The 21,126-nt window shown below is 39.1% G+C and carries 21 protein-coding genes; 12 read left to right on the top strand and 9 right to left on the bottom strand.

Going from position 1 to position 21,126, the window contains the following annotated elements; genetic code table 11:
- Nucleotides 1-12 precede the first annotated feature (12 nt).
- Complete coding sequence (locus tag ACEXOE_RS03050; protein WP_394747253.1) at nt 13-330, bottom strand: cupin domain-containing protein; 318 nt, start codon at nt 328-330, stop codon at nt 13-15.
- Nucleotides 331-432: 102 nt separating this feature from the next.
- Here ACEXOE_RS03050 and ACEXOE_RS03045 point away from each other — a divergent pair, with 102 nt between their 5' ends.
- Together ACEXOE_RS03045 and ACEXOE_RS03040 are read left to right on the top strand one after the other, a co-directional pair.
- Nucleotides 433-1,791, top strand: coding sequence for a UDP-N-acetylmuramate--L-alanine ligase (locus ACEXOE_RS03045; RefSeq protein ID WP_394747252.1), 1,359 nt, complete (start codon nt 433-435; stop codon nt 1,789-1,791).
- Between the two features lie 69 nt (nt 1,792-1,860).
- Nucleotides 1,861-2,070, top strand: a complete 210-nt coding sequence (locus ACEXOE_RS03040) for a hypothetical protein (RefSeq protein WP_394747251.1) — start codon at nt 1,861-1,863, stop codon at nt 2,068-2,070.
- Here ACEXOE_RS03040 and ACEXOE_RS03035 read toward each other — a convergent pair.
- On the bottom strand, nt 2,061-2,684 hold the full coding sequence (locus ACEXOE_RS03035) for an FMN-binding negative transcriptional regulator (RefSeq protein WP_394747250.1): 624 nt from the start codon (nt 2,682-2,684) through the stop codon (nt 2,061-2,063). The genes ACEXOE_RS03040 and ACEXOE_RS03035 overlap by 10 nt on opposite strands.
- Nucleotides 2,685-2,698: 14 nt before the next feature.
- Complete coding sequence (locus tag ACEXOE_RS03030; RefSeq protein ID WP_394747249.1) at nt 2,699-3,142, bottom strand: DUF1569 domain-containing protein; 444 nt, start codon at nt 3,140-3,142, stop codon at nt 2,699-2,701.
- Nucleotides 3,143-3,309: 167 nt separating this feature from the next.
- On the opposite strand from ACEXOE_RS03030, the gene radC reads away from it, so the two are divergent.
- The 6 genes from radC (at nt 3,310) to ACEXOE_RS03000 (ending at nt 8,994) form a co-directional block, all read left to right on the top strand.
- Nucleotides 3,310-4,002, top strand: a complete 693-nt coding sequence (gene radC, locus ACEXOE_RS03025; RefSeq protein WP_394747248.1) for a RadC family protein — start codon at nt 3,310-3,312, stop codon at nt 4,000-4,002.
- Nucleotides 4,003-4,132: 130 nt separating this feature from the next.
- Entirely contained in the window at nt 4,133-5,380 is a 1,248-nt protein-coding gene (locus ACEXOE_RS03020) for a polysaccharide deacetylase family protein (protein WP_394747247.1), read from the top strand.
- On the top strand, nt 5,370-6,062 hold the full coding sequence (locus ACEXOE_RS03015) for a YjjG family noncanonical pyrimidine nucleotidase (protein ID WP_394747246.1): 693 nt from the start codon (nt 5,370-5,372) through the stop codon (nt 6,060-6,062). Before ACEXOE_RS03020 ends, ACEXOE_RS03015 begins: the two co-directional genes overlap by 11 nt.
- A 79-nt stretch (nt 6,063-6,141) precedes the next feature.
- Nucleotides 6,142-6,699, top strand: coding sequence for a hypothetical protein (locus ACEXOE_RS03010; RefSeq protein WP_394747245.1), 558 nt, complete (start codon nt 6,142-6,144; stop codon nt 6,697-6,699).
- Nucleotides 6,696-8,147, top strand: coding sequence for a DUF5723 family protein (locus ACEXOE_RS03005; RefSeq protein WP_394747244.1), 1,452 nt, complete (start codon nt 6,696-6,698; stop codon nt 8,145-8,147). The genes ACEXOE_RS03010 and ACEXOE_RS03005 overlap by 4 nt, the downstream gene beginning before the upstream one ends.
- A 10-nt stretch (nt 8,148-8,157) precedes the next feature.
- Complete coding sequence (locus ACEXOE_RS03000; protein WP_394747243.1) at nt 8,158-8,994, top strand: hypothetical protein; 837 nt, start codon at nt 8,158-8,160, stop codon at nt 8,992-8,994.
- Here the strand turns inward: ACEXOE_RS03000 and ACEXOE_RS02995 are convergent.
- A complete protein-coding gene (locus tag ACEXOE_RS02995) occupies nt 8,991-10,268 on the bottom strand; it encodes a replication-associated recombination protein A (RefSeq protein WP_394747242.1) in 1,278 nt (425 codons plus the stop codon). The two genes, ACEXOE_RS03000 and ACEXOE_RS02995, sit on opposite strands and share 4 nt — an antisense overlap.
- A 159-nt stretch (nt 10,269-10,427) precedes the next feature.
- On the bottom strand, nt 10,428-11,165 hold the full coding sequence (locus ACEXOE_RS02990) for a hypothetical protein (protein WP_394747241.1): 738 nt from the start codon (nt 11,163-11,165) through the stop codon (nt 10,428-10,430).
- A 230-nt stretch (nt 11,166-11,395) separates the two neighbouring features.
- Between ACEXOE_RS02990 and ACEXOE_RS02985 the strand changes: the two genes are divergently transcribed.
- Nucleotides 11,396-12,142, top strand: coding sequence for a rhomboid family intramembrane serine protease (locus tag ACEXOE_RS02985; RefSeq protein WP_394747240.1), 747 nt, complete (start codon nt 11,396-11,398; stop codon nt 12,140-12,142).
- On the opposite strand, the gene rlmB is transcribed toward ACEXOE_RS02985, so the two are convergent.
- On the bottom strand, nt 12,143-12,880 hold the full coding sequence (rlmB, locus tag ACEXOE_RS02980; protein WP_394747239.1) for a 23S rRNA (guanosine(2251)-2'-O)-methyltransferase RlmB: 738 nt from the start codon (nt 12,878-12,880) through the stop codon (nt 12,143-12,145).
- A 114-nt stretch (nt 12,881-12,994) separates the two neighbouring features.
- On the opposite strand from rlmB, the gene ACEXOE_RS02975 reads away from it, so the two are divergent.
- Complete coding sequence (locus tag ACEXOE_RS02975; RefSeq protein WP_394747238.1) at nt 12,995-13,741, top strand: hypothetical protein; 747 nt, start codon at nt 12,995-12,997, stop codon at nt 13,739-13,741.
- Nucleotides 13,742-13,790: 49 nt separating this feature from the next.
- Here ACEXOE_RS02975 and ACEXOE_RS02970 read toward each other — a convergent pair whose 3' ends face one another.
- From ACEXOE_RS02970 to ACEXOE_RS02960, 3 genes are read right to left on the bottom strand one after another with little or no spacing between them, the layout of a single operon-like run.
- Complete coding sequence (locus tag ACEXOE_RS02970) at nt 13,791-14,813, bottom strand: hypothetical protein (RefSeq protein WP_394747237.1); 1,023 nt, start codon at nt 14,811-14,813, stop codon at nt 13,791-13,793.
- Between the two features lie 25 nt (nt 14,814-14,838).
- Entirely contained in the window at nt 14,839-16,548 is a 1,710-nt protein-coding gene (locus ACEXOE_RS02965) for a SusD/RagB family nutrient-binding outer membrane lipoprotein (RefSeq protein WP_394747236.1), read from the bottom strand.
- A gap of 23 nt (nt 16,549-16,571) precedes the next feature.
- The gene (locus ACEXOE_RS02960; protein ID WP_394747235.1) at nt 16,572-19,814 is read right to left on the bottom strand and encodes a SusC/RagA family TonB-linked outer membrane protein; all 3,243 of its coding nucleotides are present in this window, start codon (nt 19,812-19,814) and stop codon (nt 16,572-16,574) included.
- Nucleotides 19,815-20,253: 439 nt separating this feature from the next.
- Between ACEXOE_RS02960 and rpsL the strand changes: the two genes are divergently transcribed.
- Both rpsL and rpsG read left to right on the top strand, forming a co-directional pair.
- Nucleotides 20,254-20,628: a 30S ribosomal protein S12 gene (rpsL, locus tag ACEXOE_RS02955; RefSeq protein ID WP_013305196.1), complete on the top strand. Its 375-nt coding sequence runs from the start codon at nt 20,254-20,256 to the stop codon at nt 20,626-20,628.
- 21 nt (nt 20,629-20,649) lie between these two features.
- Nucleotides 20,650-21,126 carry a 30S ribosomal protein S7 gene (gene rpsG / locus ACEXOE_RS02950; protein ID WP_394747234.1) on the top strand — a complete coding sequence of 159 codons (477 nt, stop codon included), beginning with the start codon at nt 20,650-20,652 and terminating at the stop codon, nt 21,124-21,126.

Below are 21,126 nucleotides of genomic sequence, written 5' to 3'. Positions count from 1 at the left end.
CAATGGGTGTTCTTATTTGTACTCTTCCCTCGCAGGGCTAAAAACATCTAATAACTTACAAGCTGTCAATGCCTTTCCACTATGGGGCGCATTCGAAGGAATCACTACAATATCATTGGGTTCGTAAACTTTTGTAACACCATTTAAGGTAAATTCAAAACGGCCTTCCAGAACCTGCATTACCTGTTCGTTCACATGAAAATGCTCGGGCACAGAGGCCCCTTCTTCGGCCGTCCAATAGGCCAAGGTCATGTTTTCGGTGTGAATTAATTTCCCGTGATACCCGGGCATGATTTCTTTTGAGATAACATCGGAAAGTTTAATATCCATAATCTAGTATATTTAGATAGCGAAGATAAAGGAATTTGGAGCGTGAAGAAAGGTTTGTTGCCGACTTTTCAATGCGTATCTTTGGCCCTATAATTTTTATACATGAAGATTCATTTTATTGCTATTGGAGGTAGTGCCATGCACAATTTGGCTTTGGCATTGCGTCATAAAGGATATGAAATTACAGGAAGCGATGATGTTATTTTTGAACCTTCCAAAAGCAGATTGGCTGCCCAAGGAATATTGCCAGAATCTTTTGGGTGGTTTCCGGAAAAAATCCACAAGGGTTTAGATGCTATTATTTTGGGGATGCATGCAAAACCAGATAATGCAGAACTGCAGAGAGCACAGGAACTGGGGTTGAAAATCTATTCCTATCCTGAGTTTTTATATGAACAGTCCAAACATAAAACCAGGGTCGTTATAGGCGGGAGCCATGGGAAGACCACTATCACCTCTATGATATTGCATGTTTTGAATTATCATGAAATAGCCGTGGATTATATGGTGGGAGCACAGTTGGAGGGCTTTGATCGTATGGTACATCTTACGGAAGAAAACGATTTTATTGTTTTAGAGGGAGATGAATATTTGTCTTCCCCTATAGATAGAAGACCAAAATTTCATTTGTACCAACCCAATATAGCCCTGTTAAGCGGCATTGCCTGGGATCATATCAACGTATTCCCCACCTTTGACAATTATGTAGAACAGTTTCGGATTTTTGTAGATGGGATTGTTAAAGGAGGAAGCATAAGTTACAACGAAGAAGACCCAGTAGTCAAGGATGTTGTGGAGGCTTCAGAAAATGCCATTAGAAAACTCGCTTATAAGACTCCGGAATATACGGTAGATAACGGTCAAACCTTATTGGAAACCCCAGAAGGACCTATGCCCATTGAAGTTTTTGGGAGACATAATTTAAACAATCTTGCCGGGGCAAAATGGATTTGTCAAAATATGGGGGTGGATGAAGATGATTTTTATGAAGCGATTACCACTTTTAAAGGGGCTTCCAAACGTCTTGAAAAAATAGCGGAAGGAAAACAAAACGTGGCTTATAAGGATTTTGCGCATTCTCCCAGTAAAGTGGCGGCCACCACCAAGGCTGTAAAGGAACAATATCCCAATCGAGGATTATTGGCTTGTTTGGAATTGCATACCTATAGCAGTTTAAATGCGGAATTCTTAAAAGAGTATAAAGGCGCTCTGGATGATGCCGATACGGCAGTTGTGTTTTACTCTCCCGAATCTGTGAAGATAAAGCAATTGGACGCCGTTACCCATAGTCAGATTTCCCAGGCGTTTGATCGCGACGATATTAAAATTTTTACGGATGCTGAAACCTTTAAAGCGTTTCTGTTCTCCCAGACTTTTGAAGAGTCTGTACTCTTGTTAATGAGTTCTGGAAACTACGGAGGATTGGATTTCAATGCCGTAAAAGAGCGCCTGGAGCACTAATACCATAAATTATTGCTGTAAATCTGTCATGGTTTTCAGGTAGGGAACAGATTTTGAATTATCCTAAGTATGCGATACAAGGGCATACATCTTATTCAGAAAGGTATCTTATTGCTAAAACGAAAATTGGGAGTACTCCTAATTGCTTTTATGCTGGGGATGTCCAATGCTATTTTAGAAGAAACCAGAATGGTAAACGACACTAGAAAACATGTGGAAATAGCAGAAGTGCTTCCAGATGATCTCGAATCCGACAAGGAGGGATTTACTTATTCCTGATGGTGATTTTTAAAGATTTTTGCTACAAATTCGGAAACATCCCGCTGTTGGCTTTTGATCAATTCTTGCTTTGCCAATTCCCGGTCCCTAGCTAATTTGTCTTGTGAAAATTTAAATTTCCCTTCCCAAGCGGTAATCTTAATTTCAAAACCAATGATATAATCAATTAAACCATCCATTCTAGGGTCGTCCTGGGCCAATTGGTATTTGGGATGCTCGCCTTCTAAGAAGGAAGTCATGCGTACCATGGTGCTTTTTACGGCTTCTTTATCCTTTAAAAGATGCACGGTTCCCCTTAAATGAGCAAAAATATAGTTCCATGTGGGCAATTGTTTTGTACTGTAAATGGCCGGGGAAATATAGCAATCCGGTCCATAAAAAACTGTTGTAACCTCTGCATTTTCAGTTAAAGTAGCTACTTGGGGATTGTATTTGTCTATATGGGCCACTAATTTTCCATAAGTACTGCCGTCCTGCTCATACACCATGGGAATATGGGTAATAAAAGGAAGATTGTCTTTAGCTGTAATTAAACTGGCAAAAGGGTAATTTTTCACTACCGTGATCACATTGTCAAAGTAGTGCTCTTGATGATGCTTGGGCGGATATTTCATAGTGTGCAATGTCTTTAAACATTGAATTGTGTGAGGTGATGGTCCAAATGTTTATACTGCATAATGCCCCATTGTTCTGGAGTAAGCTTGCCAAAAACAGGATGGGGGTTCCAATCTTTCTTTTCTTTCAACGCATGGAAACTACTGACCAAATCCAGAAGTTCCTTCTTTTCTACCTGAATATCCTTAGGTTCTTTAGTCTTTAGCATAGGTGAAGTAGGAAGGTTTTTACGAAAAGGTTTTTCGTTGTACATAGATTTCTTAAAGAAAAATATGATCAAGGGATTGGGCTTTTTGGACGGAATTTTATTCTCTAAACCTATTTTTAAAGGGAATTTACAATGCCATGCCATTTGACCTACGGTCATCTTACCCCATTGACGTGAGGAGCCTTCATTAAGATGTTCAATACGTTTCCGTAATTCCTCATGCGTGGCTTCTTCAAAAATTGATTTCATTTGAGTGGCAATTTTGTTTGATACCGGAAATGTACAATAAAATTTCAGATACTTTTACACGCAAAACGATGCTTATTTTCTATTATTTAAAACTGTATTGTTTGACAGATATTAAAATATAGATTAAATTCGTAATTTAATAATATATTTATAACCCCAAAATGATAATGGTATCCAGCTCACTTCCCATAAAATATTGGTCAAAAGATGACAAACCCCGTGAAAAGTTGGCACAAAAGGGGAAAACTACCTTATCTGATGCTGAATTATTGGCCATCCTCATTGGAACAGGAGTAAAAAACGAAAGTGCAGTTTCACTTTCGCGGAAAATTTTAGCCTCTGTATCGCACAATCTACGAGATCTAGGGAAATTATCCGTAACACAATTAAAAGAGTTCAAAGGCATAGGGGAAGCTAAGGCAATTACTATAGTTGCCGCTTTGGAGATGGGAAGGCGAAGAAGAGAGGAAAGAGCGCGAGAGATTGTAAAAATTACGGGGAGTAACGATGTTTTTACCGTGTTGCATTCACATATAGGTGAATTGCCCCATGAAGAATTCTGGATCATCTACTTAAACAATTCCAATAACATTATGGATATTGTACAATTGAGCAAAGGAGGCATTACAGGAACTATCGTAGACATACGATTGGTTCTGAAAAAGGCATTGGAACTTGGGGCAATAGCGTTGATTTTAGCACACAATCATCCTTCGGGAACCTTAAAGCCCAGTGCTTCCGATAAAAAAATGACCAAAAGAATACAATCCGCAGCCGAAGCATTGGACATTAAAGTGTTAGACCACCTCATTATAACACGGAAGGATTATTTCAGTTTTGCCGACAACCAACTCCTTTAAATAAAAATGATCGTATAGGATTTTATATTCTTCTTCCTAATTTGGGGTATCACTAGGATTTAGATGTTATATTTGAACTTCTATGTTATTGATTTATACCCATAAAATTACACCGCGTTTCATGTATATCATGAAACAGTTATTTACGAGGATTCTGGGAATCGAGATCAGTTATACCACAAAAGTGGAGGATTTCATAAAGCATAAAGGACCAAAGATCACCTATACCAAGCAACCTTTACAAAGTGAATTCTTTATAAGAAGTAATGAACTTCTGTTTGAGCAAGGGATCAATGACATTCAAATTACCATGGGCACATGGGAAGATGTTCCCTGCTTTTTTTCTGCGGGAGATCGGAGTACCATCCCCTTTGATATTTTTTCGGCAAGTTTTTATCTCTTAAGCAGGTATGAGGAGTATTTGCCCCATATTAAGGATGTTCATGGACGATTTTCACCAAAGGAGAGCATAGCATATAAGTATAATTTTTTGCAATTACCCATTGTAGAAATATGGGCATTTAAGTTTTTTGAGAAGTTAAGGGAACGTTTTCCGGAGGTGAAGTTGGTACAAAAAAAATATCAATACACTTCCATTATAGATGTTACCAGCTCGCATGGGTTTGCCCATAAAGGGTTGGTGAGAAGCATCGCCGGGGTATTTTTGGACCTTTCCTCTTTTAAAATACGCCGTATGATTCGTCGAATTTTGGTTTGGACAAGAATTCGAAAGGACCCTTATGATAACTTCGCGTTCTTAATAGCACTTCATAAAGAAAAGGCGATTCAGAGCATGTTTTTCTTTTTATTTGCGGAGTATTCTACCTATGATAAAAACGTATCTCCCAACAACAATAAATTTAAATACCTTATAAAGTCCATTGCCGACTATAGCATTGTGTCTTTGGCCACGTCCTATGTTTCCTTTGGAAATATCGATCTTTTGAAAAAAGAGAAGAAGCGTTTGGCAAACGTGATCAATAGACCTATTAACTGTTCCAGGGCCCGTTATAATAGGGTTGATATTCCAGAAACGTATAGGGATTTGGTGACTGCAGAATTTACGGACGACTATACTATGGGATATACGCATGAGATTGGTTTTAGGGCAGGCACTTCCGTTCCTTTTTATTTCTATGATATTTTATTGGAAGTACAACAGCCCATCCGTGTGCATCCGTTTGCAATACATGATTATGCGCTGCGCGATTTTAAACATAAAGAAGAAATTTTAACTCATCTTTCATCAATTCATAAACGCCTAAAAGAGGTCAATGGCCATTTCGTAACCATTTTCTCCAATGAACTTTTAGGCGGGGAACATCCTGTAGATTGGAAAGATCTATATCAATCTGTCATAGAAAAATATGCAGTATAGTACTATTATTACAGACGTTTTTTTTGATTTGGACCATACCTTATGGGATTTTGAAAAAAATTCGGCCTTAACTTTTGAGAAAATTCTAAACAAACATCAAATAGACGTGTACATAGACGACTTCTTGCGCACCTATGTTCCTATCAATCAAGCGTATTGGAAATTGTACAGAGAAGGTAAAGTAAGTAAGGAAGCCCTGCGGTATGAACGTCTAAAAAAGAGCTTTGACGCCATTGGATTCCCTATTTCGGACCAACTTATAAACCGTCTCGCCATTGATTATATTGAAGAACTGGCATCGTTTAATTACTTATTTCCAAATACTTTGGAAATATTGGATTATTTAAAGCCCAAATACCGACTCCATATCATAACCAACGGTTTTCAGGAAGTGCAGAAAAGGAAAATGAAAAATTCCGGAATTCTGAATTACTTTGATCAAATTATTGATTCGGAGATGGCAGGGGTTAAAAAACCGGACCCGTATATTTTTCAATTGGCCTTAGACAGTGCAGGCGTAACTTCTAAAGAAGCAATGATGATCGGTGACAATATAGAGGCAGATATTCTTGGAGCTCAGGCCTTGGGGTTCCATACCTTGCATTTTAACGGACATAACGGACCGAAGCACGAATATTGTCATATGATCCATGGACTGGATGAAATAAAAATGTATTTGTAGAGTTATATATATAGGTCCTGACCGTCACCAAATCATTTTGTGGAGAAGAAGGGATACCTATAATTGCTATACTATGAGAATGTCCAAAAACCATGCTATAACCGTCTTTCTTCTTGTTGCTGCGCTTTTTATTTCCTCTTGTGCGGAAGATCAGGATTTTGACCAAATAGAAAGTGTAGAGCTTAGACCTTCGGTGCAATCCAGCCTTTTCTTAATTGAAGCTCCGGAAAGCTTGGTCAATGCTTCAGCAGGGGCAAATGTATTTACGCAAACTTTTGAATTTGATCCTTTTAATGATAATGTCATTGGAGATCGGGTCATTGATGGTTCCATTACTTATGAAGTAGAAAATTCTACAAGCAAGGAACTACAGGTGATAGTAGATTTTTTGGATGCTTCAGGGACTGCTTTGGATCAAGAAACTTTTACAGTTTCTCCCAGTATACCACCACAACCGTTTATAGAGCGCCGGGAAGTATTTTATGGTCCTGGTGGGAAAGATATCACTATTCTCCAAAACACAACTATTTTGAGCATTGTGGCCACAAATCTAGGAGATAATATAAGCACATCTTCATTGACAGAGCCAAAAATCATCTTACGTTCAAGCGGTAATTTTAGGGTGAGGATTAGATGAGAAAATACAGCTTACTTCTTGTGGGCCTGCTCGGAACAGGCATTTTCTCATATGCTCAAAACAAACAGTTGTTGTATGATTTCGTAGAAATACCACAATCCTTATTGGTCAATCCTGGTGTTGAAACTAATTTTAAATGGTATGCGGGTATTCCTTTAGCCTCTCAGATTTCTTTTCAAATTGGTACTAGTGGGGCAACAGTACAAGATATTTTTGCCAACGATGGGGTCGATTTTAATACCAAGCTAAGAGAGCGTGTTGTTTTTGGTCAAACAGAACGTGATGAACTCAGCGGGACCCTTCAAATAGAACTATTGAGTGGTGGCTTTAGAGGTCCCAATCCGAGGGATTTTTATTCTTTTGGACTTTATCAAGAAGGCGATGGGATAGGCTATTGGTTCCGGGATCTGGCGATTCTGGCTTTGGATGGAAATACATTGGGAAGAAGATTTGATCTTAGTCATTTGAAATTTAGAGGAGAATTGGTCAGTGTTTTTCACTTTGGAATCAACCGCAAGATCAATAAGAAACTTACGGTTGGTGCAAGAGGAAAATTGTATTCCAGTATATTTAACTTTAGCTCCAGTAGGAACAAAGGTTTTTTTGAAACTGTTCCGGGGACCGATAATTTATTGCGTAACACTATAAATGCAGATTTGGAATTAAGAACCTCTGGAGTGGAGGCGGTTAGGGAGATTTTAAGAAGGGATGATGATGAAAACAATGTGGCCAATATTACGGATTTGGTTAGACGCAGGGCTTTATTGGGTGGAGATTTAGGATTGGGTGTTGATTTTGGATTTACCTATAAACTCGATAAGCAAACCGTAGTCACTGCCAGTGTTCTGGATCTGGGATTTATATATCATACTACGGATGTGAAGACCTATACCCTGCAAGGAAATGCATCTGTGGAGGGTGTTGAAGTTATATTTCCAGATATATTGTTAGATCCAGATAATGATTTTATTCAAGAGATTATTGATGAAGTTGAAGAATCGGTTCCCTTTGATTCCAATGAAAACAACTATATCACTTTTCGCCCAACGCGGTTAAATGCCTCGATCCGACGTGATTTTGGAAAACCAGTGGAGAAACGGAAAGATTGTGACTGTAATTATAAGGTAGGAGCAGAAAGCAATAATAAAATTACCTACAAAAACAGTTTTGGAGGTCATCTTTATATGGTGAACCGGCCAAGGGGACCGCAAGCTGCATTGAGCGCTTTTTATCAACATAGGGTAGGAACGGGACTTTCGTTGAAAGCATCCTATACCGTCGATAAATTTACTTTTAGCAATGTGGGACTGGGTATTAATTTACAAGCAGGACCAGTTAATATCTATGCCTTGGCAGACAATCTGCTTTCCTATCAAAATCTTGCCGATACCAATTATCTCTCTTTCCAATTTGGATTAAATATCATATCTTGGGGAAAGAAACAATAGCACTGTATTTATGAAGAATATCGTATGGGCCCTTCTATTTATTGGAAGCGGTATGCTCTATGCTCAAGATGAATTTAATGCATATCAGTATATCATAGTACCCAAAAAATTTGATAATTTTAAAAAGGAAAATCAGCACCAAAGCAGTACGTTGATCAAGTATTTGTTGGTGCAAAAAGGACTCCCTGCGATCTACGACGATGCCTTGCCCAAGGAATTGAGAAATAATAGATGCCTTGCCCTACTTGCCAGTATTGATGAAGTATCTTCTTTATTTTCTACCAAACTTAAGATTGTATTTAAAGATTGCAATGCACAGGAAGTTTTTGTGACCGAGCAGGGAAGAAGTAAAAAAAAGGAATTTAAAGCGGCCTATACTGAAGCTATTGGCAAAGCAATGGCTTCCTTGGATGGTGTTAACTATAAATTTAGTGCAAAGAAAGAAATGAAACGTATTCCAGGAGAACTTATAGTAGAGACCATAGAAGAAAATACAACTTTGGGAAAGCAGAATAAGGTTGTTGAACAAATTGCAACACCCCAAGAACAATCGTATAAAGATAAAAAACCGGTTGATTTGCCTCGCAAAACGAATAATGCGATACAAGAAGTGCCAGCGGTTGCATCCCAAAACGTGTTGTATGCCCAAGCCATTGCCAATGGTTATCAATTGGTAGATAGCACACCAAAAATAAAAATGAAAATTTTCAAAACATCCATGTCCAACGTTTTTCTAGCCAAACAAGATACCGTTAATGGGATGGTCTATGAAAAAAATGGAAACTGGTTTTTTGAATATTATGCTCAAGAAAAACTTGTGGTAGAGGCGCTGAACATTAAATTTTAAAGGTCGTATTTATCTTTCCATCGGTTTTTTAGGAATTCCTTGATGGCTTTCTCTCTAGGGTTTTTACTTGGAGTATAAAAAGAAGTTCCTTCTAAGGTTTCCGGAAGAAACTCTTCTTCCACAAAATTATTGGGATAATCATGGGCGTATTTATAACCTTTACCATAGCCAATATCCTTCATTAATTTCGTAGGTGCATTTCTCAAGGGAATAGGGACCGATAAATCCCCGGTTTCTTTTACGGTATGCTGTGCTTTTTTGATCGCCATATAACTGGCATTGCTCTTGGGGGATGTAGCTAAATAAATGGCACATTGACTCAAGATGATGCGAGCTTCAGGGTATCCAATAGTGGTTACGGCTTGAAAAGTGGTATTGGCTAGAACCAAGGCCGTTGGATTGGCGAGTCCAATATCTTCAGAAGCGGAAATAAGCATGCGTCGGGCAATAAATTTCACATCCTCTCCTCCCTCGATCATGCGGGCCAACCAATAAACCGCACCATTGGGGTCACTACCTCGAATAGACTTTATGAAGGCGGAAATGATGTCATAATGTTGTTCTCCGGTCTTGTCATAACGCACCGTGTTCTTTTGAACTTTGCTCAATACCAGTTCATTGGTAATGGTGACAGTATCTGTTTCCTCAGAATTTACAATAAGTTCAAAAATATTTAACAGCTTTCTGCCATCTCCACCGGAGAGGCGTAATAGCACATCGATTTCTTTTAGGGTAATTTTTTTTGATTTCAAAAAGCGATCTTGCGCTATTGCCTTTTTGAGTAGGGCTTCAAGATCTTTCTTTTCAAAAGCATTTAAGATGTAGACCTGACATCGGGATAGGAGGGCGGGAATAACCTCAAAACTTGGATTTTCAGTGGTAGCCCCTACTAAGGTGACCCAACCTTTTTCCACTGCCCCTAGCAGGGAATCCTGCTGGGATTTGCTGAAACGATGAATCTCATCGATAAACAAAATAGGGTTTTTGGTCGTAAATAAACCCCCGCTCTGTTTTGCTTTTTCAATGACTTCCCGTACATCTTTTACCCCACTGCTTATGGCACTCAAGGTATAAAAAGGGCGTTTGCTCTCATTGGCAATAATATTGGCCAAGGTAGTTTTTCCCGTACCTGGAGGTCCCCAAAGAATTAAGGAAGGAATAATTCCTTTTTTTATTTGTTGCGTCAAAGATCCGTTACTCCCGATCAAATGAGATTGACTCACATAATCTTCCAATTTTTTAGGGCGTACCCGTTCCGCAAGTGGCTCGTTCATGACGTAAAAATAAGCATTATTCCATCAAAAAAATGAATGCCAGATCATGGGAACTTTAAAAAGTTATGCCTATGCTTTCTGCTTTGGAAGTCGATAAGCACTAAAAAAACCATCCATTAGGTATGGATGGTTTTGTACTGTTATAAGATAAAAAGATGCTTATTTGGCAGCATAATCTACCGGAGCAGTATTGACCAAATTCAAAAGTTTGATCAAATCTCTCTCCCGATGTAGTTTAAAAGATCCTTTTTTTACTAGACCCGCAACACTTATTTTATCTGCATTCTTGAATACTTTGAGAAGATCTGATTTTTTGCTCGGCAACTCTAGCATTAAATTGCTCTTGCCATCTCGTACATAATATTCATTTACACTTGTAAAACGTCCTTGAGTATCCCTTTCATACGAGTCTTCGGCTTTTCTACCTTTTCTATACTTTATTTTCACTCTGCGGTACAGGGTATATTTATCCCCATCGGCTACAGTCATCAAATAGTCATATTGTTTTTCACCTTTTCCATTGAGAAAAGAAGCGAATTGTAGTGTTTTGTCATGGTATACTACTTTAACACTTCCGTCTCTGGATAGTGTTTGGTAGGCTTCTTCCTTTAAGGTAGTTTTCTTTACTTGGATTTCCTTTCTATGCGCGTTGTAGCGTGTATAGAACGTACCTACCAGTTTATTGTCCACATAAATTTTGCTAGATTCAAACGAAGCTGTTAAATACGGTGAGCCTGTTGAATTTTTATATACGGAAGCCGCAGCATTGGCGTTTAAGGTGTTGACAATTCTTGTGAGTGGATTTCCAGATTCCAAAGAAGGGATGGCACAGTGTTGTGCCATGGCTACATTTAAACATCCGATTGCCAGGAGAGAGAAAAAATAGTTGATTTTCATATCTAATTGGATTTTAGTGGTTAAGCTAACAAGATATAAAATAATCGTCACAAGGACAAGTTTGAAAACGGTATTTTGTTGATATATAGGTGCTAATGTGCACATCGGAACCTCTTCGTGAGTTTATAAAAGCATCCTTTTTTCGAAATAGTGTTTGATGCTTTCATGACAATATTTCAGAAAAGTAAACTCTGGCTAAAAAATTGTAAAAGAAGTTGTAATTTAATCTTATGTCCGATACCTATTTTAAATTTTCGTACAATGTCATTCTGGTTCCCTTAATGGCCATATTGGCCATGTGGACCGTCTTTTTAGTGGAACTGCGATTTAAGATAAATTTAAACGAATATGGAGTGTACCCAAGAACTCTTTCGGGTTTAAAAGGAATAGTGTTCAGTCCGTTTATCCATAGCTCCGTAGATCATTTGTACAACAATACCTTACCTATTGCAATACTGTCTATGGCCTTAGTATATTTTTACCGAAAAGTGTCCTTAAAAGTGCTCTTTTGGGGAATACTCCTGTCTGGTTTTTTTACATGGGTGTTAGGAAGGCCTTCCTATCATATTGGGGCAAGTGGATTGATCTATGTCCTGGCAAGTTTTATTTTTTTTAAAGGAATATTTACCAAACACTATAGGTTGGTGGCTTTGTCCTTGGTCGTGGTTTTTATTTATGGGAGCCTTCTTTGGTATATTTTTCCAATAGAGGAGCAAATTTCTTGGGAAGGACATTTAGGCGGTTTTGTTGCAGGTCTGTTCTTGGCTTTTCGTTTAAAGACTGCATTACCGGAATTAAAGAAATTCGAATGGGAGAAGGAAGAATTTAAAGAAGAGGAAGATGAATTTCTCCGACATTTTGATGCCGATGGGAATTTTATAGAAACCCAAGAAGAAAAAATTGAAGAGGACAATACCCTGAATCTCAATATCCAATATCATTTTAAGCCGAGCACAAAAAAAGATACCGAAAACTGATTATACCTGCCGTTGTCGTACAGCTTCATATAGGAATACCCCACAAGCAACGGAAACATTTAAAGATCCTATATCGCCCAATAGGGGCAATTTGGCAGTAGCATCGGCCGCTTTCAAAATAGAGGGGGAGATACCAACATCTTCAGCACCCATAATAATGGCACTTCCCTGTTTAAATGAGATGTCGTAAATGGTATTTTCTGTTTTTTCAGTAGCAGCAATTACCTGCACGCCTGAAGCTTGTAGATAATGTACGGCATCTTTAAGATGGCCCACTTTTGAAATAGGAATCTTAAATACGGCTCCGGCAGAAGTTTTTATGGTGTCTGCCGTAACCGGAGCAGTTCCTTTTTTTTGAATAACAATGGCATCGACTCCCGTACATTCAGCAGTTCTGATAATAGCGCCAAAATTGCGGACATCAGATAATTGATCTAATAAGAGAAATAGCGGTTTTTCTTTAGTGGCCACAATCTGTTCCACTAGGGATTCAAAATCATGGAACGAGATGGGAGATATATTGGCAATCACGCCTTGATGATTGTTTTTGGTAAGTCGGTTTAATTTTTCAACAGGAACATAAGAAGAGCCAATGTCATTTTTTCGAATTAAAGATTCCAACTCTTTGGAAAGGTCTCCCCGTAGACCTTTTTGTATAAAGACTTTATCGATTTCTTTTTGGGCCTGTATGGCCTCTATTACGGCCCTTACGCCATAAATTTGAGTGGTGTTCTTCACAAGTTCCTTGAATTTGGGGATAAAGGTAAATCTTTTAATTTATTTTATGATCTATACTTTATTTATATCTTTAAGTGATTGAATAAGAGAATATTGATTTTTAAAATATACGCCATGAAGAAGCTTAAGTTATCTCTAGCATTACTTTTGTGTCCAACAGTAGTGTTGCTTGCTCAAAATCTGCCAAACACCAATTTTAACCCTGGAAATGCCGATTTGGATGCGGTGGGCAGGAATCCCAATCTCGATTTTATCTTCCAACAATATCGAAATCAAAAAGATGCGATACCACTGACCAATATACAAGGATCTCCTTTTTTGGAGGAGAATTTTGTAAAAACGGCTATCTATAGTCCCGATGGTTTGGAAGGATATGCATATAGTAGGTACGATGGGTATAACGAAGAGGTGCAATTGAAGAAATTTTTAGGTCAAAAGAAAATAGAAACATTGTTAAAACGGGAGGATATCTATTGTGTGCGCAATAAGGAAACCATTGTGTATACTCCGTACTTCGATAAAAAACAAAATCGCTTGCAAGGGCATTTATTTCAGCGTATGGCTACGGATGAGCTCGTCATCTATGAACGTATGCGGAAAAGATTCAAAGAAGGAAAAGAAGCCAAGACTTCATTGGAAATTCCAGTACCCGATAAATTTGTGGAAGCTTCGGAATTTTACGTAAAGAAAAAAGAAAGTAAGGTACTTTTTCTCAAACGCTCCAAGAAAGCTTTACTGGAATTGTTTAAGGATGATCCAGGGAAGCAGGAAGCTCTTAAGGCGTATATCACTAAAAATAGGATCAATTTGAAAAAGGGAGAAGGAATGCTGAAAGTCTTGAGTTATTATCAAGAATTATAAATAAAAAGCCCTCCATTTGGAGGGCTTTTTTTATAAATGGTAAACGGTATTAGTTGTTCGCCGTAAAGATGGCTGGCCAATCTGCTCCACCTTCCCTTGTTATAACAACCGTTCCTCTATCCCCTGCAGAACTCGAGAAATCAATGGTCATGTCTGGACCTGTTACATTTGTAATGGTGTAAGAATAGGTGAATTCCTGATCATCATTGTCATCATTTGGTGTTACCACCCCATCTTCATCCAAGTATACCTCTCCATCCGGAGTTAGAAGGGTACAATCCCATACAATGGTAATATCTTCTCCCGCGGCCGGACCTCTGATGGTATAACAATCTTCAAATTGACCAAAACTCATATCCGAAGAAGAATATTCGCCAGGTTCAACTTCGGTCCAAGTAACGGTACCCATAACATTTCCTCCAGAGCACATGCCTCCTGCTCCAGGAGCAGAATCAATGTTGGAAGTTACGTAAGTATGCGTGCCAGCGAGACTCTCGGTAATGGAACAAGCTACTTCAGGGAAATACTCAAAGGGGGCAGAGAAGAAAGAACCTCCACTTACCGGACCTCCAACATCATTATTGGAAAATACTTCGCCATTGGTGAGATTGAGCACCAATCGGAACTCAAATCTATCTTTTCCTACAACCATGGACTCGGTAATCCCTGTAGTAGATACCAACTGATCCGAAGTATAGGATACGGATGCCTCAGGTAATCCGCGTTCTCCTGTAGTAAAATCAGAAGCCATTAAGGTTTGGAGCGGGACTTCTTGTGTGGTCATCTCTCCTCCAGAATTATCTCTATAGGCTACAAAAATCTCTACAGACTCTAATAAAGCACCTTCTTCCTCATCCTGTTCTTCTATGGTCAAGGCGTAATTGGACCCTGCATCGAATGTTCTTGTAACATCGTTAAAAACAAGGTTGTTGGTTTCGCTTCTGGTTCTCAGAATGGCACCAGTGCCTACTCCTTCTAATATCTGATCAACAATCTTGTCATCAGAGGAGCAAGAAAATATAGTACTTACAGCAAGGCCGAAGACCATTATTTTAGTGATATATCTTTTCATAATGTTTATGAATTTTTTATTGTTTTTAATTAGCTATGGGAAAAGTTGGTGCTGCTGGATTGTTGTCCCAGAATACCTGAACCTCCAAATTAGGTTTAGGATCTACGGAAGAATTGTTGTTTGCAAAATCCGCAGGATAGTTCAAGGAACGTACAAAAGCTCCTGGATCCGGCTCTAAATTAGGCTGTAAAGTAGTTGGGAAACCAGCTCTTCTGTAAAAGTTGTACCCATCTGTTCCATTTCCAAATAGGGAGATGAAATACTGCTCCGCAAGAATATTCCATTTTCCAGTATCATCCGCTGCATCAAATGCGGCTCCGATATTGTTTAAATGGTTATCAATAGCTCCTTGAGTAGGGGCGAAGGATAAATCTGCTCCAGAATCCAATGAACCAAAAGCAGCTACTTTCGTTACAGACTGCGTAATACCATTCAAAATAAATGGTCTTCCGGCATCAGCACTGCCTAACATGGCAACTTCCGCTAACATAAAATCTACCCACGAAGACATAAGTATAGGAGTAATACCGGCACCGGCACCACCACCACCTATACTAATTCCTTCGAAACTACTATCATCAAATTGTCCTCCGGCAGGATATACACCGTATACTGTTCTGGTAAATCCATCTGGCGGAATACCTGCATTTTGTCCGTGATCACGTCCCCAGTACCCGTTAGGCAATACGCAGAAGGTAAACCCTCCATCGGTATAGTGCTGCGGTACGGGCTCTAACGAACAGGCAATAGTCTCTTCGTCTGCAGGAACTTCAGCTCCAGGAACCGCATTTACTTGTCTGTAGAAATAATAACGTATTCTTGGATCCCCAGTAGTATCCATTAAATTCATCAACCAATTGGACATATACGTCTGCCCTCCAGAAGCAATATAGTTATTGGCATACTTTGGATGACGTACATCGGGCTGAACCGCATTAGTTCCCCATTGGAATTGAAGATCTCCTGCACTATCTTGAATGTAATCTCCGCTGGCAACTATAGCGTTAAAGCTGGCAACTGCCGTAGGATCTACCAAACGTCTCTGTAAATGAATTTTCATTTTCAAAGTATTGGCCGCATCGATCCAACGACCTGTATTTCCTCCATAGAAGAAATCATTTTCAGGTTCCGTTACCGGATCAAGATTAAAGTTGGCAATGGAGGCATCCAGTAGTGCCAATGCAGCATCGTAAACACTAGATCCTGGGTCTAAAGCAGGGTTTAGAACGGGAGTTTCAGCATTGGCCTGAATAGCTTGGGAATAAGGAATGTCTCCAAAATAATCTACCAAAGTGACTATGGTATAGGCTTCAATAAATTGCCCAATAGCCGTGTGGTGAAACAATTCATTGGCTTCTGCTTCTGGAGCCATTGCTCTGATATCGGCTAGAATACCGTTGATTTCCAATCCTGTAGGAAGTGCTTCCCCTGCATCCGCTTGATACGCAATATTCCACTCTTGATTTAAGTTGGTGGGAGAGTACGCATTTACATTGGGATAACTTCTTCCGTTCATATTTTCAATTCTGACCAATTCTCCTCCATTGTCTCCCATGACTTCGGCGAAAGTTGCGAAATCGACTTGTATCGAATTCAAAAATAAATCCGCAGAAGATTGATCAGGACGCAACTGATTCGGATTTTCGGTAAGATCTAATTCGGTAGTTTCACAAGAACTAAAGAACAAAGCTCCTATGCATAATACCAAACCTAAATAGTTATGTATTTTTTTCATTATCATAAATTTTATTATTGTTATTAGAATGAAGCTTTAAGACTAATTCCATATCTTCTAGAGCTTGGCCCAGCCAAGAAATCAAATCCTCTACCGTTTCCAACACCTAAACCAGCCTGATTTGGATCAAAATTTGTTCCTTTAGGCACGTTTACGGCATTGTAGTATAAGTTGAAACCGGAAACGGATAAGTCTAAAGATCCAAAAGGAGTTTTGTCCAACCATTTCTTTGGTAAGGAATATCCTAGGGAAACTTCTTGTAAACGTATCACGGTTCCATCAAAAACCCCTAATTCATTAGGGCCGAACAATACATTGTTAAAGTAGAATGTAGAGTTGTTGATTTGTTTTGTATTTGGACTGCCATCAGATTCCTGTACTCCCGGAAGAATGAATGTATTCACACGATCAACCGTATCTGTGGTCAATCCCCTTCCTAATAAGGTAGAAACCGTTCTGGAATAAATATCCCCTCCTTGCGTATAATTGATAAGGAAAGAGAAATTAAAATTCCTGTACGAGAATTGGTTGCTCACATTCAATACCCAGTCTGGATTTGGATCACCAATAACAAATTGCCCATTTTCCTCTACATAATCCCCAGCACTGTCTACCAAGAATTCCCCAGCGTCATTTCTGGCAATTCTACTACCCACGATAACGCCTAATTGCTCACCTTCAATGGCTGCATTTCCTAAGTTTCCAAAACCGGCGTATACAATAATATCTGTATCCTGACCTAAATCTACAACTTCAGCGTTGTTTGTGGTGAAGTTACCATTTACGGACCAGTTTACACCACGGGGATCATCACTTCTGAAAATATCTACACCTAAATCAACTTCAAGTCCATCCCCTTTAATTTCACCAACATTGGTCTGTTGAGTAGTAAATCCTGTAGAAGGATCTAAAGGTCTGTCCACGATCAAGTCCGTAGTTGTTCTAGAGTAATACGAGGCTTCAAGGGTTACCCTGTTTTTGAATAAACGGGATTCAACCCCAATTTCAAATTCGTTTAAAAGCTCTGGCTTTAAATCTGGATTACCCAATCTGTTTCCTACGGAGTTGGTTACGATATCTGTTCCTCCATCCTGGAAGAATTGTGTATTGATATTCAATACAGAAACGGTTGGGAATCCGGTTGGGAAGTTTGCGGAAGTACCGAAACCAGCCCTTACTTTTAAGTAGTTGATTCCGTTTTCTGTTTTCAACCCATCAATAACAGATGTTGGTATAACAGAGACACTGGCACTAGGATAGAATACCGATCTGTTCGCCGTGTCTAGGTTGGAAACCCAGTCGTTTCTTCCTGCAAGCGTTAAGTAAGCCCAGCGATCGTAATCAAAATCTGCCTGACCAAAGAGTCCCACAATATTTCTATTTTGTGTGAATTCAATTTCATTCTGATTGGCGAAGTTGACATGTCTGAAGACATCAAAAACTTGTTGTCCATTACTGGAAACACCTACTCTATTGAAAGCTTCCCTTCTTGAAGTAGCTCCCAAGTTGAAGGTCATCCCGATTTTCTCGCTCAAATCAAAATCCCCGTTCAAGATAAAGTCATGATTGGAGATGGTACTTGTATTGTTCCAAGTTTGATAAATTCCACTGACCAAGGCAGCATCACTTTGTCCTCTACCACCTCTATTCTGTCTATTGACATTGTTCTCACTGTAAACATCAAGACCAAAACGATACAAAATGTTTAAGTTGTCATTAATTTCATAGGTAAGGGAAGATTGTCCAAATACCCTATTGGTCGTTTGTCTTGTCTGTGCATTGGCCACCGTCCAAAGTGGATGCTGAATACTATTGTTCTGTCTGTAGTATACACTTGATCCATCAATAGGATTTTGGAAAGGCAGGCCTATAAGGTCAACACTTCGAGGTGTAAAGAACAATTCTCCAAATACGGAAGATCCGTTACCAAAGGCTCCATTCCCCGTACTTGCTGCTACTGGAGGAGATTTGAAATCCGTATTGGAAAAATTCAAAGTTCCCGCTACGGTGAATTTGTTGGATAAAATAGCTCTACCACCTACACCTAAAGTATATCTTCTTAAGTTGTTGCCTGGTGTAAACCCTTCATCGTCCAAATGTCCGAAGTTAGCATTATAAGATACTTTTCCATCGTCCGATGCTCCTCTGAAGTTGATAGAGTTTGTTTTGACCGTTCCAGTTCTAAAGAAATTGTCTACACTATCATAAGGTCTCCACTCGTAACGCGCTCCTGCGAACTCAGGAAATGCTGCTGGAATTCCAGTAGAGCTGGCCGCAGTGGAATACGGATGCGCTAAAGTACCATCCTCATTAAACCCTCTGTTGTCTCTGGCATCCACGCCATTGATCCAACCGGCAACACCATCTCTTTGGAAACTTGGTCCCCAGTTACTAAAGAACCATCCAAACGCTTGGTCAAAACCGTTTCCAAATTCATCTTGATAATCGGGTAATGAAGCAATCTCATTAAAGAATAAGGAAGATTGTACGGTAACCTCGTTCTTTTTGGATGCGCCTTGGGAACTGGAGTTTTTGGTGGTAATCAAAATCACCCCATTTCTACCAGCCGTTCCATATAAGGTGGCCGCTGCCAAACCTTTAAGAACGTTTACACTTTCAATATTGTTAGGGTCTAAATCCAAAAATCTACTGGATCCATTGTTTCCGTTCACAAAACTTCCTTGCGCATTGGTGTCACTTCCAAAAGGAACACCATCCACAATAAATAATGGCTGGTTACTACCACTAAAAGAACTGAATCCTCGAATAATAATATTGGTACCGGAACCGGAAAGACCACTCTGTTGTGTAATGTTCAAACCAGAGGCTTTACCGGTAAGAACCCTACCGACATCTCCTTCTGCCCGTTGTTCCAGTTGTTCGCTGCCGACTTCAGCTACCGAATATCCAAGTGCCTGTTTCTCTCTTTTGATACCCTGAGCAGTTACGATTACTTCTTCCAACGCTTGGGCGTCTTCTACCATCTGTACATTTATCGTATTTTCTGCACCAATGGTTCTTCGGATATCCTTTTGACCAATGTAAGAAAAGAGGAGGGTTTGACCCACATTTCCTGTGATGGTGTAGTTACCATCAAAATCGGTCTGTGTACCGTTATCAGTGCCTTCGACAACGATATTAACGCCCGGTAAGGGGAGACCATCTTGGTCTGTGACCGTCCCTGTAATCGTTTTTTCTTGCGCAAAGGATAAATGCACAACAAACGCGAAAAACAGCGTTAAAATTCCATTTAATTTTGTTCTCATTTTTTATGTTATTTGAATTAGCTACAACTAAAGTCATAAATTCGTGTTAATAATCCAAGACATATTGCATAAACTTTTAACGAATTGTTAAATAATGTGACTTTGTGTAAAAAATGTGTTAAAAATTAACGGGTATGTATATTTACTATATTTTTATTTTCAATGTCGCATTTTAAGCGATAGTGAAACCTCCCTCGATTCCCTTACAACTGTCATCCAAGGCTTACATATTTAACAATCCTTATATAGCCTATAGGGTATATTCCAAGAGGAATTTTAAGCCATAAAAACAGTAGTGTAACGGGTGTTTTTTAAGACAATATTTTGCGAGTGGAAAAAAATATTGAAAATTAATCAGTTGGGGTTTGAATTATAAGAGATAATTACTACATTTGCCAGCCCTTAAAAGAGGGTAATTTATATATACATATAATATAGTATGCCAACAATTTCACAATTAGTACGAAAAGGAAGGGCCACAATTACTAAGAAGAGTAAATCGGCTGCTTTGGATTCGTGTCCTCAAAGAAGAGGGGTTTGTACGCGTGTTTATACTACAACGCCAAAGAAACCAAACTCTGCAATGCGTAAAGTTGCAAGGGTAAGGTTGACCAATGGTAAAGAGGTGAACGCTTACATCCCTGGAGAAGGACACAATTTACAAGAGCACTCGATAGTATTAGTAAGAGGCGGAAGAGTAAAGGATTTGCCAGGTGTTAGATACCATATTGTTAGAGGTGCTTTGGATACGGCAGGTGTTGCCGGAAGAACTCAGCGCAGATCTAAGTATGGTGCAAAACGACCTAAGAAGTAATCAAAACTTTAAAGAGAAGACATGAGAAAAAAGCAGGCTAAAAAAAGACCACTTTTACCAGATCCAAAATTTAATGATCAATTGGTGACTCGTTTTGTCAATATGATGATGTGGGACGGTAAGAAATCTATCGCTTTTAAAGTATTCTACGATGCTATTGATATTGTAGATCAAAAGAAAACTGACGAAGAAAAAACGGCATTGGAGTTGTGGAAAGACGCATTATCCAATGTAATGCCCCATGTAGAGGTTAGAAGTAGAAGAGTTGGAGGGGCCACTTTTCAAATACCAATGCAGATTAGGCCAGATAGAAAAATTTCAACCGCAATGAAATGGTTGATTAGTTATTCTCGTAAGAGAAACGAAAAATCTATGGCACAAAAACTCGCTTCTGAAATTTTAGCGGCTTCCAAAGAAGAAGGTGCTGCGGTAAAGAAAAGAGTTGATACCCACAAAATGGCTGAAGCAAATAAAGCATTCTCTCACTTTAGATTCTAA

The organism is Spongiimicrobium salis, assembly GCF_043678055.1.
In the GTDB taxonomy this organism is placed as follows: Bacteria; Bacteroidota; Bacteroidia; order Flavobacteriales; family Flavobacteriaceae; genus Spongiimicrobium; species Spongiimicrobium salis.
The sequence above is the reverse complement of the archived record's forward strand: the minus strand, read 5'-3'. Positions and strand labels throughout refer to the sequence as shown.

Excerpts from the sequence above, each read along its gene's own strand:
- ACEXOE_RS03050 (WP_394747253.1), bottom strand. The coding sequence starts at position 330 with ATGGATATTAAACTTTCCGATGTTATCTCAAAAGAAATCATGCCCGGG.
- ACEXOE_RS03045 (WP_394747252.1), top strand. The coding sequence starts at position 433 with ATGAAGATTCATTTTATTGCTATTGGAGGTAGTGCCATGCACAATTTG.
- ACEXOE_RS03040 (WP_394747251.1), top strand. The coding sequence starts at position 1,861 with ATGCGATACAAGGGCATACATCTTATTCAGAAAGGTATCTTATTGCTA.
- ACEXOE_RS03035 (WP_394747250.1), bottom strand. The coding sequence starts at position 2,684 with ATGAAATATCCGCCCAAGCATCATCAAGAGCACTACTTTGACAATGTG.
- ACEXOE_RS03030 (WP_394747249.1), bottom strand. The coding sequence starts at position 3,142 with ATGAAATCAATTTTTGAAGAAGCCACGCATGAGGAATTACGGAAACGT.
- radC (WP_394747248.1), top strand. The coding sequence starts at position 3,310 with ATGGTATCCAGCTCACTTCCCATAAAATATTGGTCAAAAGATGACAAA.
- ACEXOE_RS03020 (WP_394747247.1), top strand. The coding sequence starts at position 4,133 with ATGAAACAGTTATTTACGAGGATTCTGGGAATCGAGATCAGTTATACC.
- ACEXOE_RS03015 (WP_394747246.1), top strand. The coding sequence starts at position 5,370 with ATGCAGTATAGTACTATTATTACAGACGTTTTTTTTGATTTGGACCAT.
- ACEXOE_RS03010 (WP_394747245.1), top strand. The coding sequence starts at position 6,142 with ATGTCCAAAAACCATGCTATAACCGTCTTTCTTCTTGTTGCTGCGCTT.
- ACEXOE_RS03005 (WP_394747244.1), top strand. The coding sequence starts at position 6,696 with ATGAGAAAATACAGCTTACTTCTTGTGGGCCTGCTCGGAACAGGCATT.
- ACEXOE_RS03000 (WP_394747243.1), top strand. The coding sequence starts at position 8,158 with ATGAAGAATATCGTATGGGCCCTTCTATTTATTGGAAGCGGTATGCTC.
- ACEXOE_RS02995 (WP_394747242.1), bottom strand. The coding sequence starts at position 10,268 with ATGAACGAGCCACTTGCGGAACGGGTACGCCCTAAAAAATTGGAAGAT.
- ACEXOE_RS02990 (WP_394747241.1), bottom strand. The coding sequence starts at position 11,165 with ATGAAAATCAACTATTTTTTCTCTCTCCTGGCAATCGGATGTTTAAAT.
- ACEXOE_RS02985 (WP_394747240.1), top strand. The coding sequence starts at position 11,396 with ATGTCCGATACCTATTTTAAATTTTCGTACAATGTCATTCTGGTTCCC.
- ACEXOE_RS02975 (WP_394747238.1), top strand. The coding sequence starts at position 12,995 with ATGAAGAAGCTTAAGTTATCTCTAGCATTACTTTTGTGTCCAACAGTA.
- ACEXOE_RS02970 (WP_394747237.1), bottom strand. The coding sequence starts at position 14,813 with ATGAAAAGATATATCACTAAAATAATGGTCTTCGGCCTTGCTGTAAGT.
- ACEXOE_RS02965 (WP_394747236.1), bottom strand. The coding sequence starts at position 16,548 with ATGAAAAAAATACATAACTATTTAGGTTTGGTATTATGCATAGGAGCT.
- ACEXOE_RS02960 (WP_394747235.1), bottom strand. The coding sequence starts at position 19,814 with ATGAGAACAAAATTAAATGGAATTTTAACGCTGTTTTTCGCGTTTGTT.
- rpsL (WP_013305196.1), top strand. The coding sequence starts at position 20,254 with ATGCCAACAATTTCACAATTAGTACGAAAAGGAAGGGCCACAATTACT.
- rpsG (WP_394747234.1), top strand. The coding sequence starts at position 20,650 with ATGAGAAAAAAGCAGGCTAAAAAAAGACCACTTTTACCAGATCCAAAA.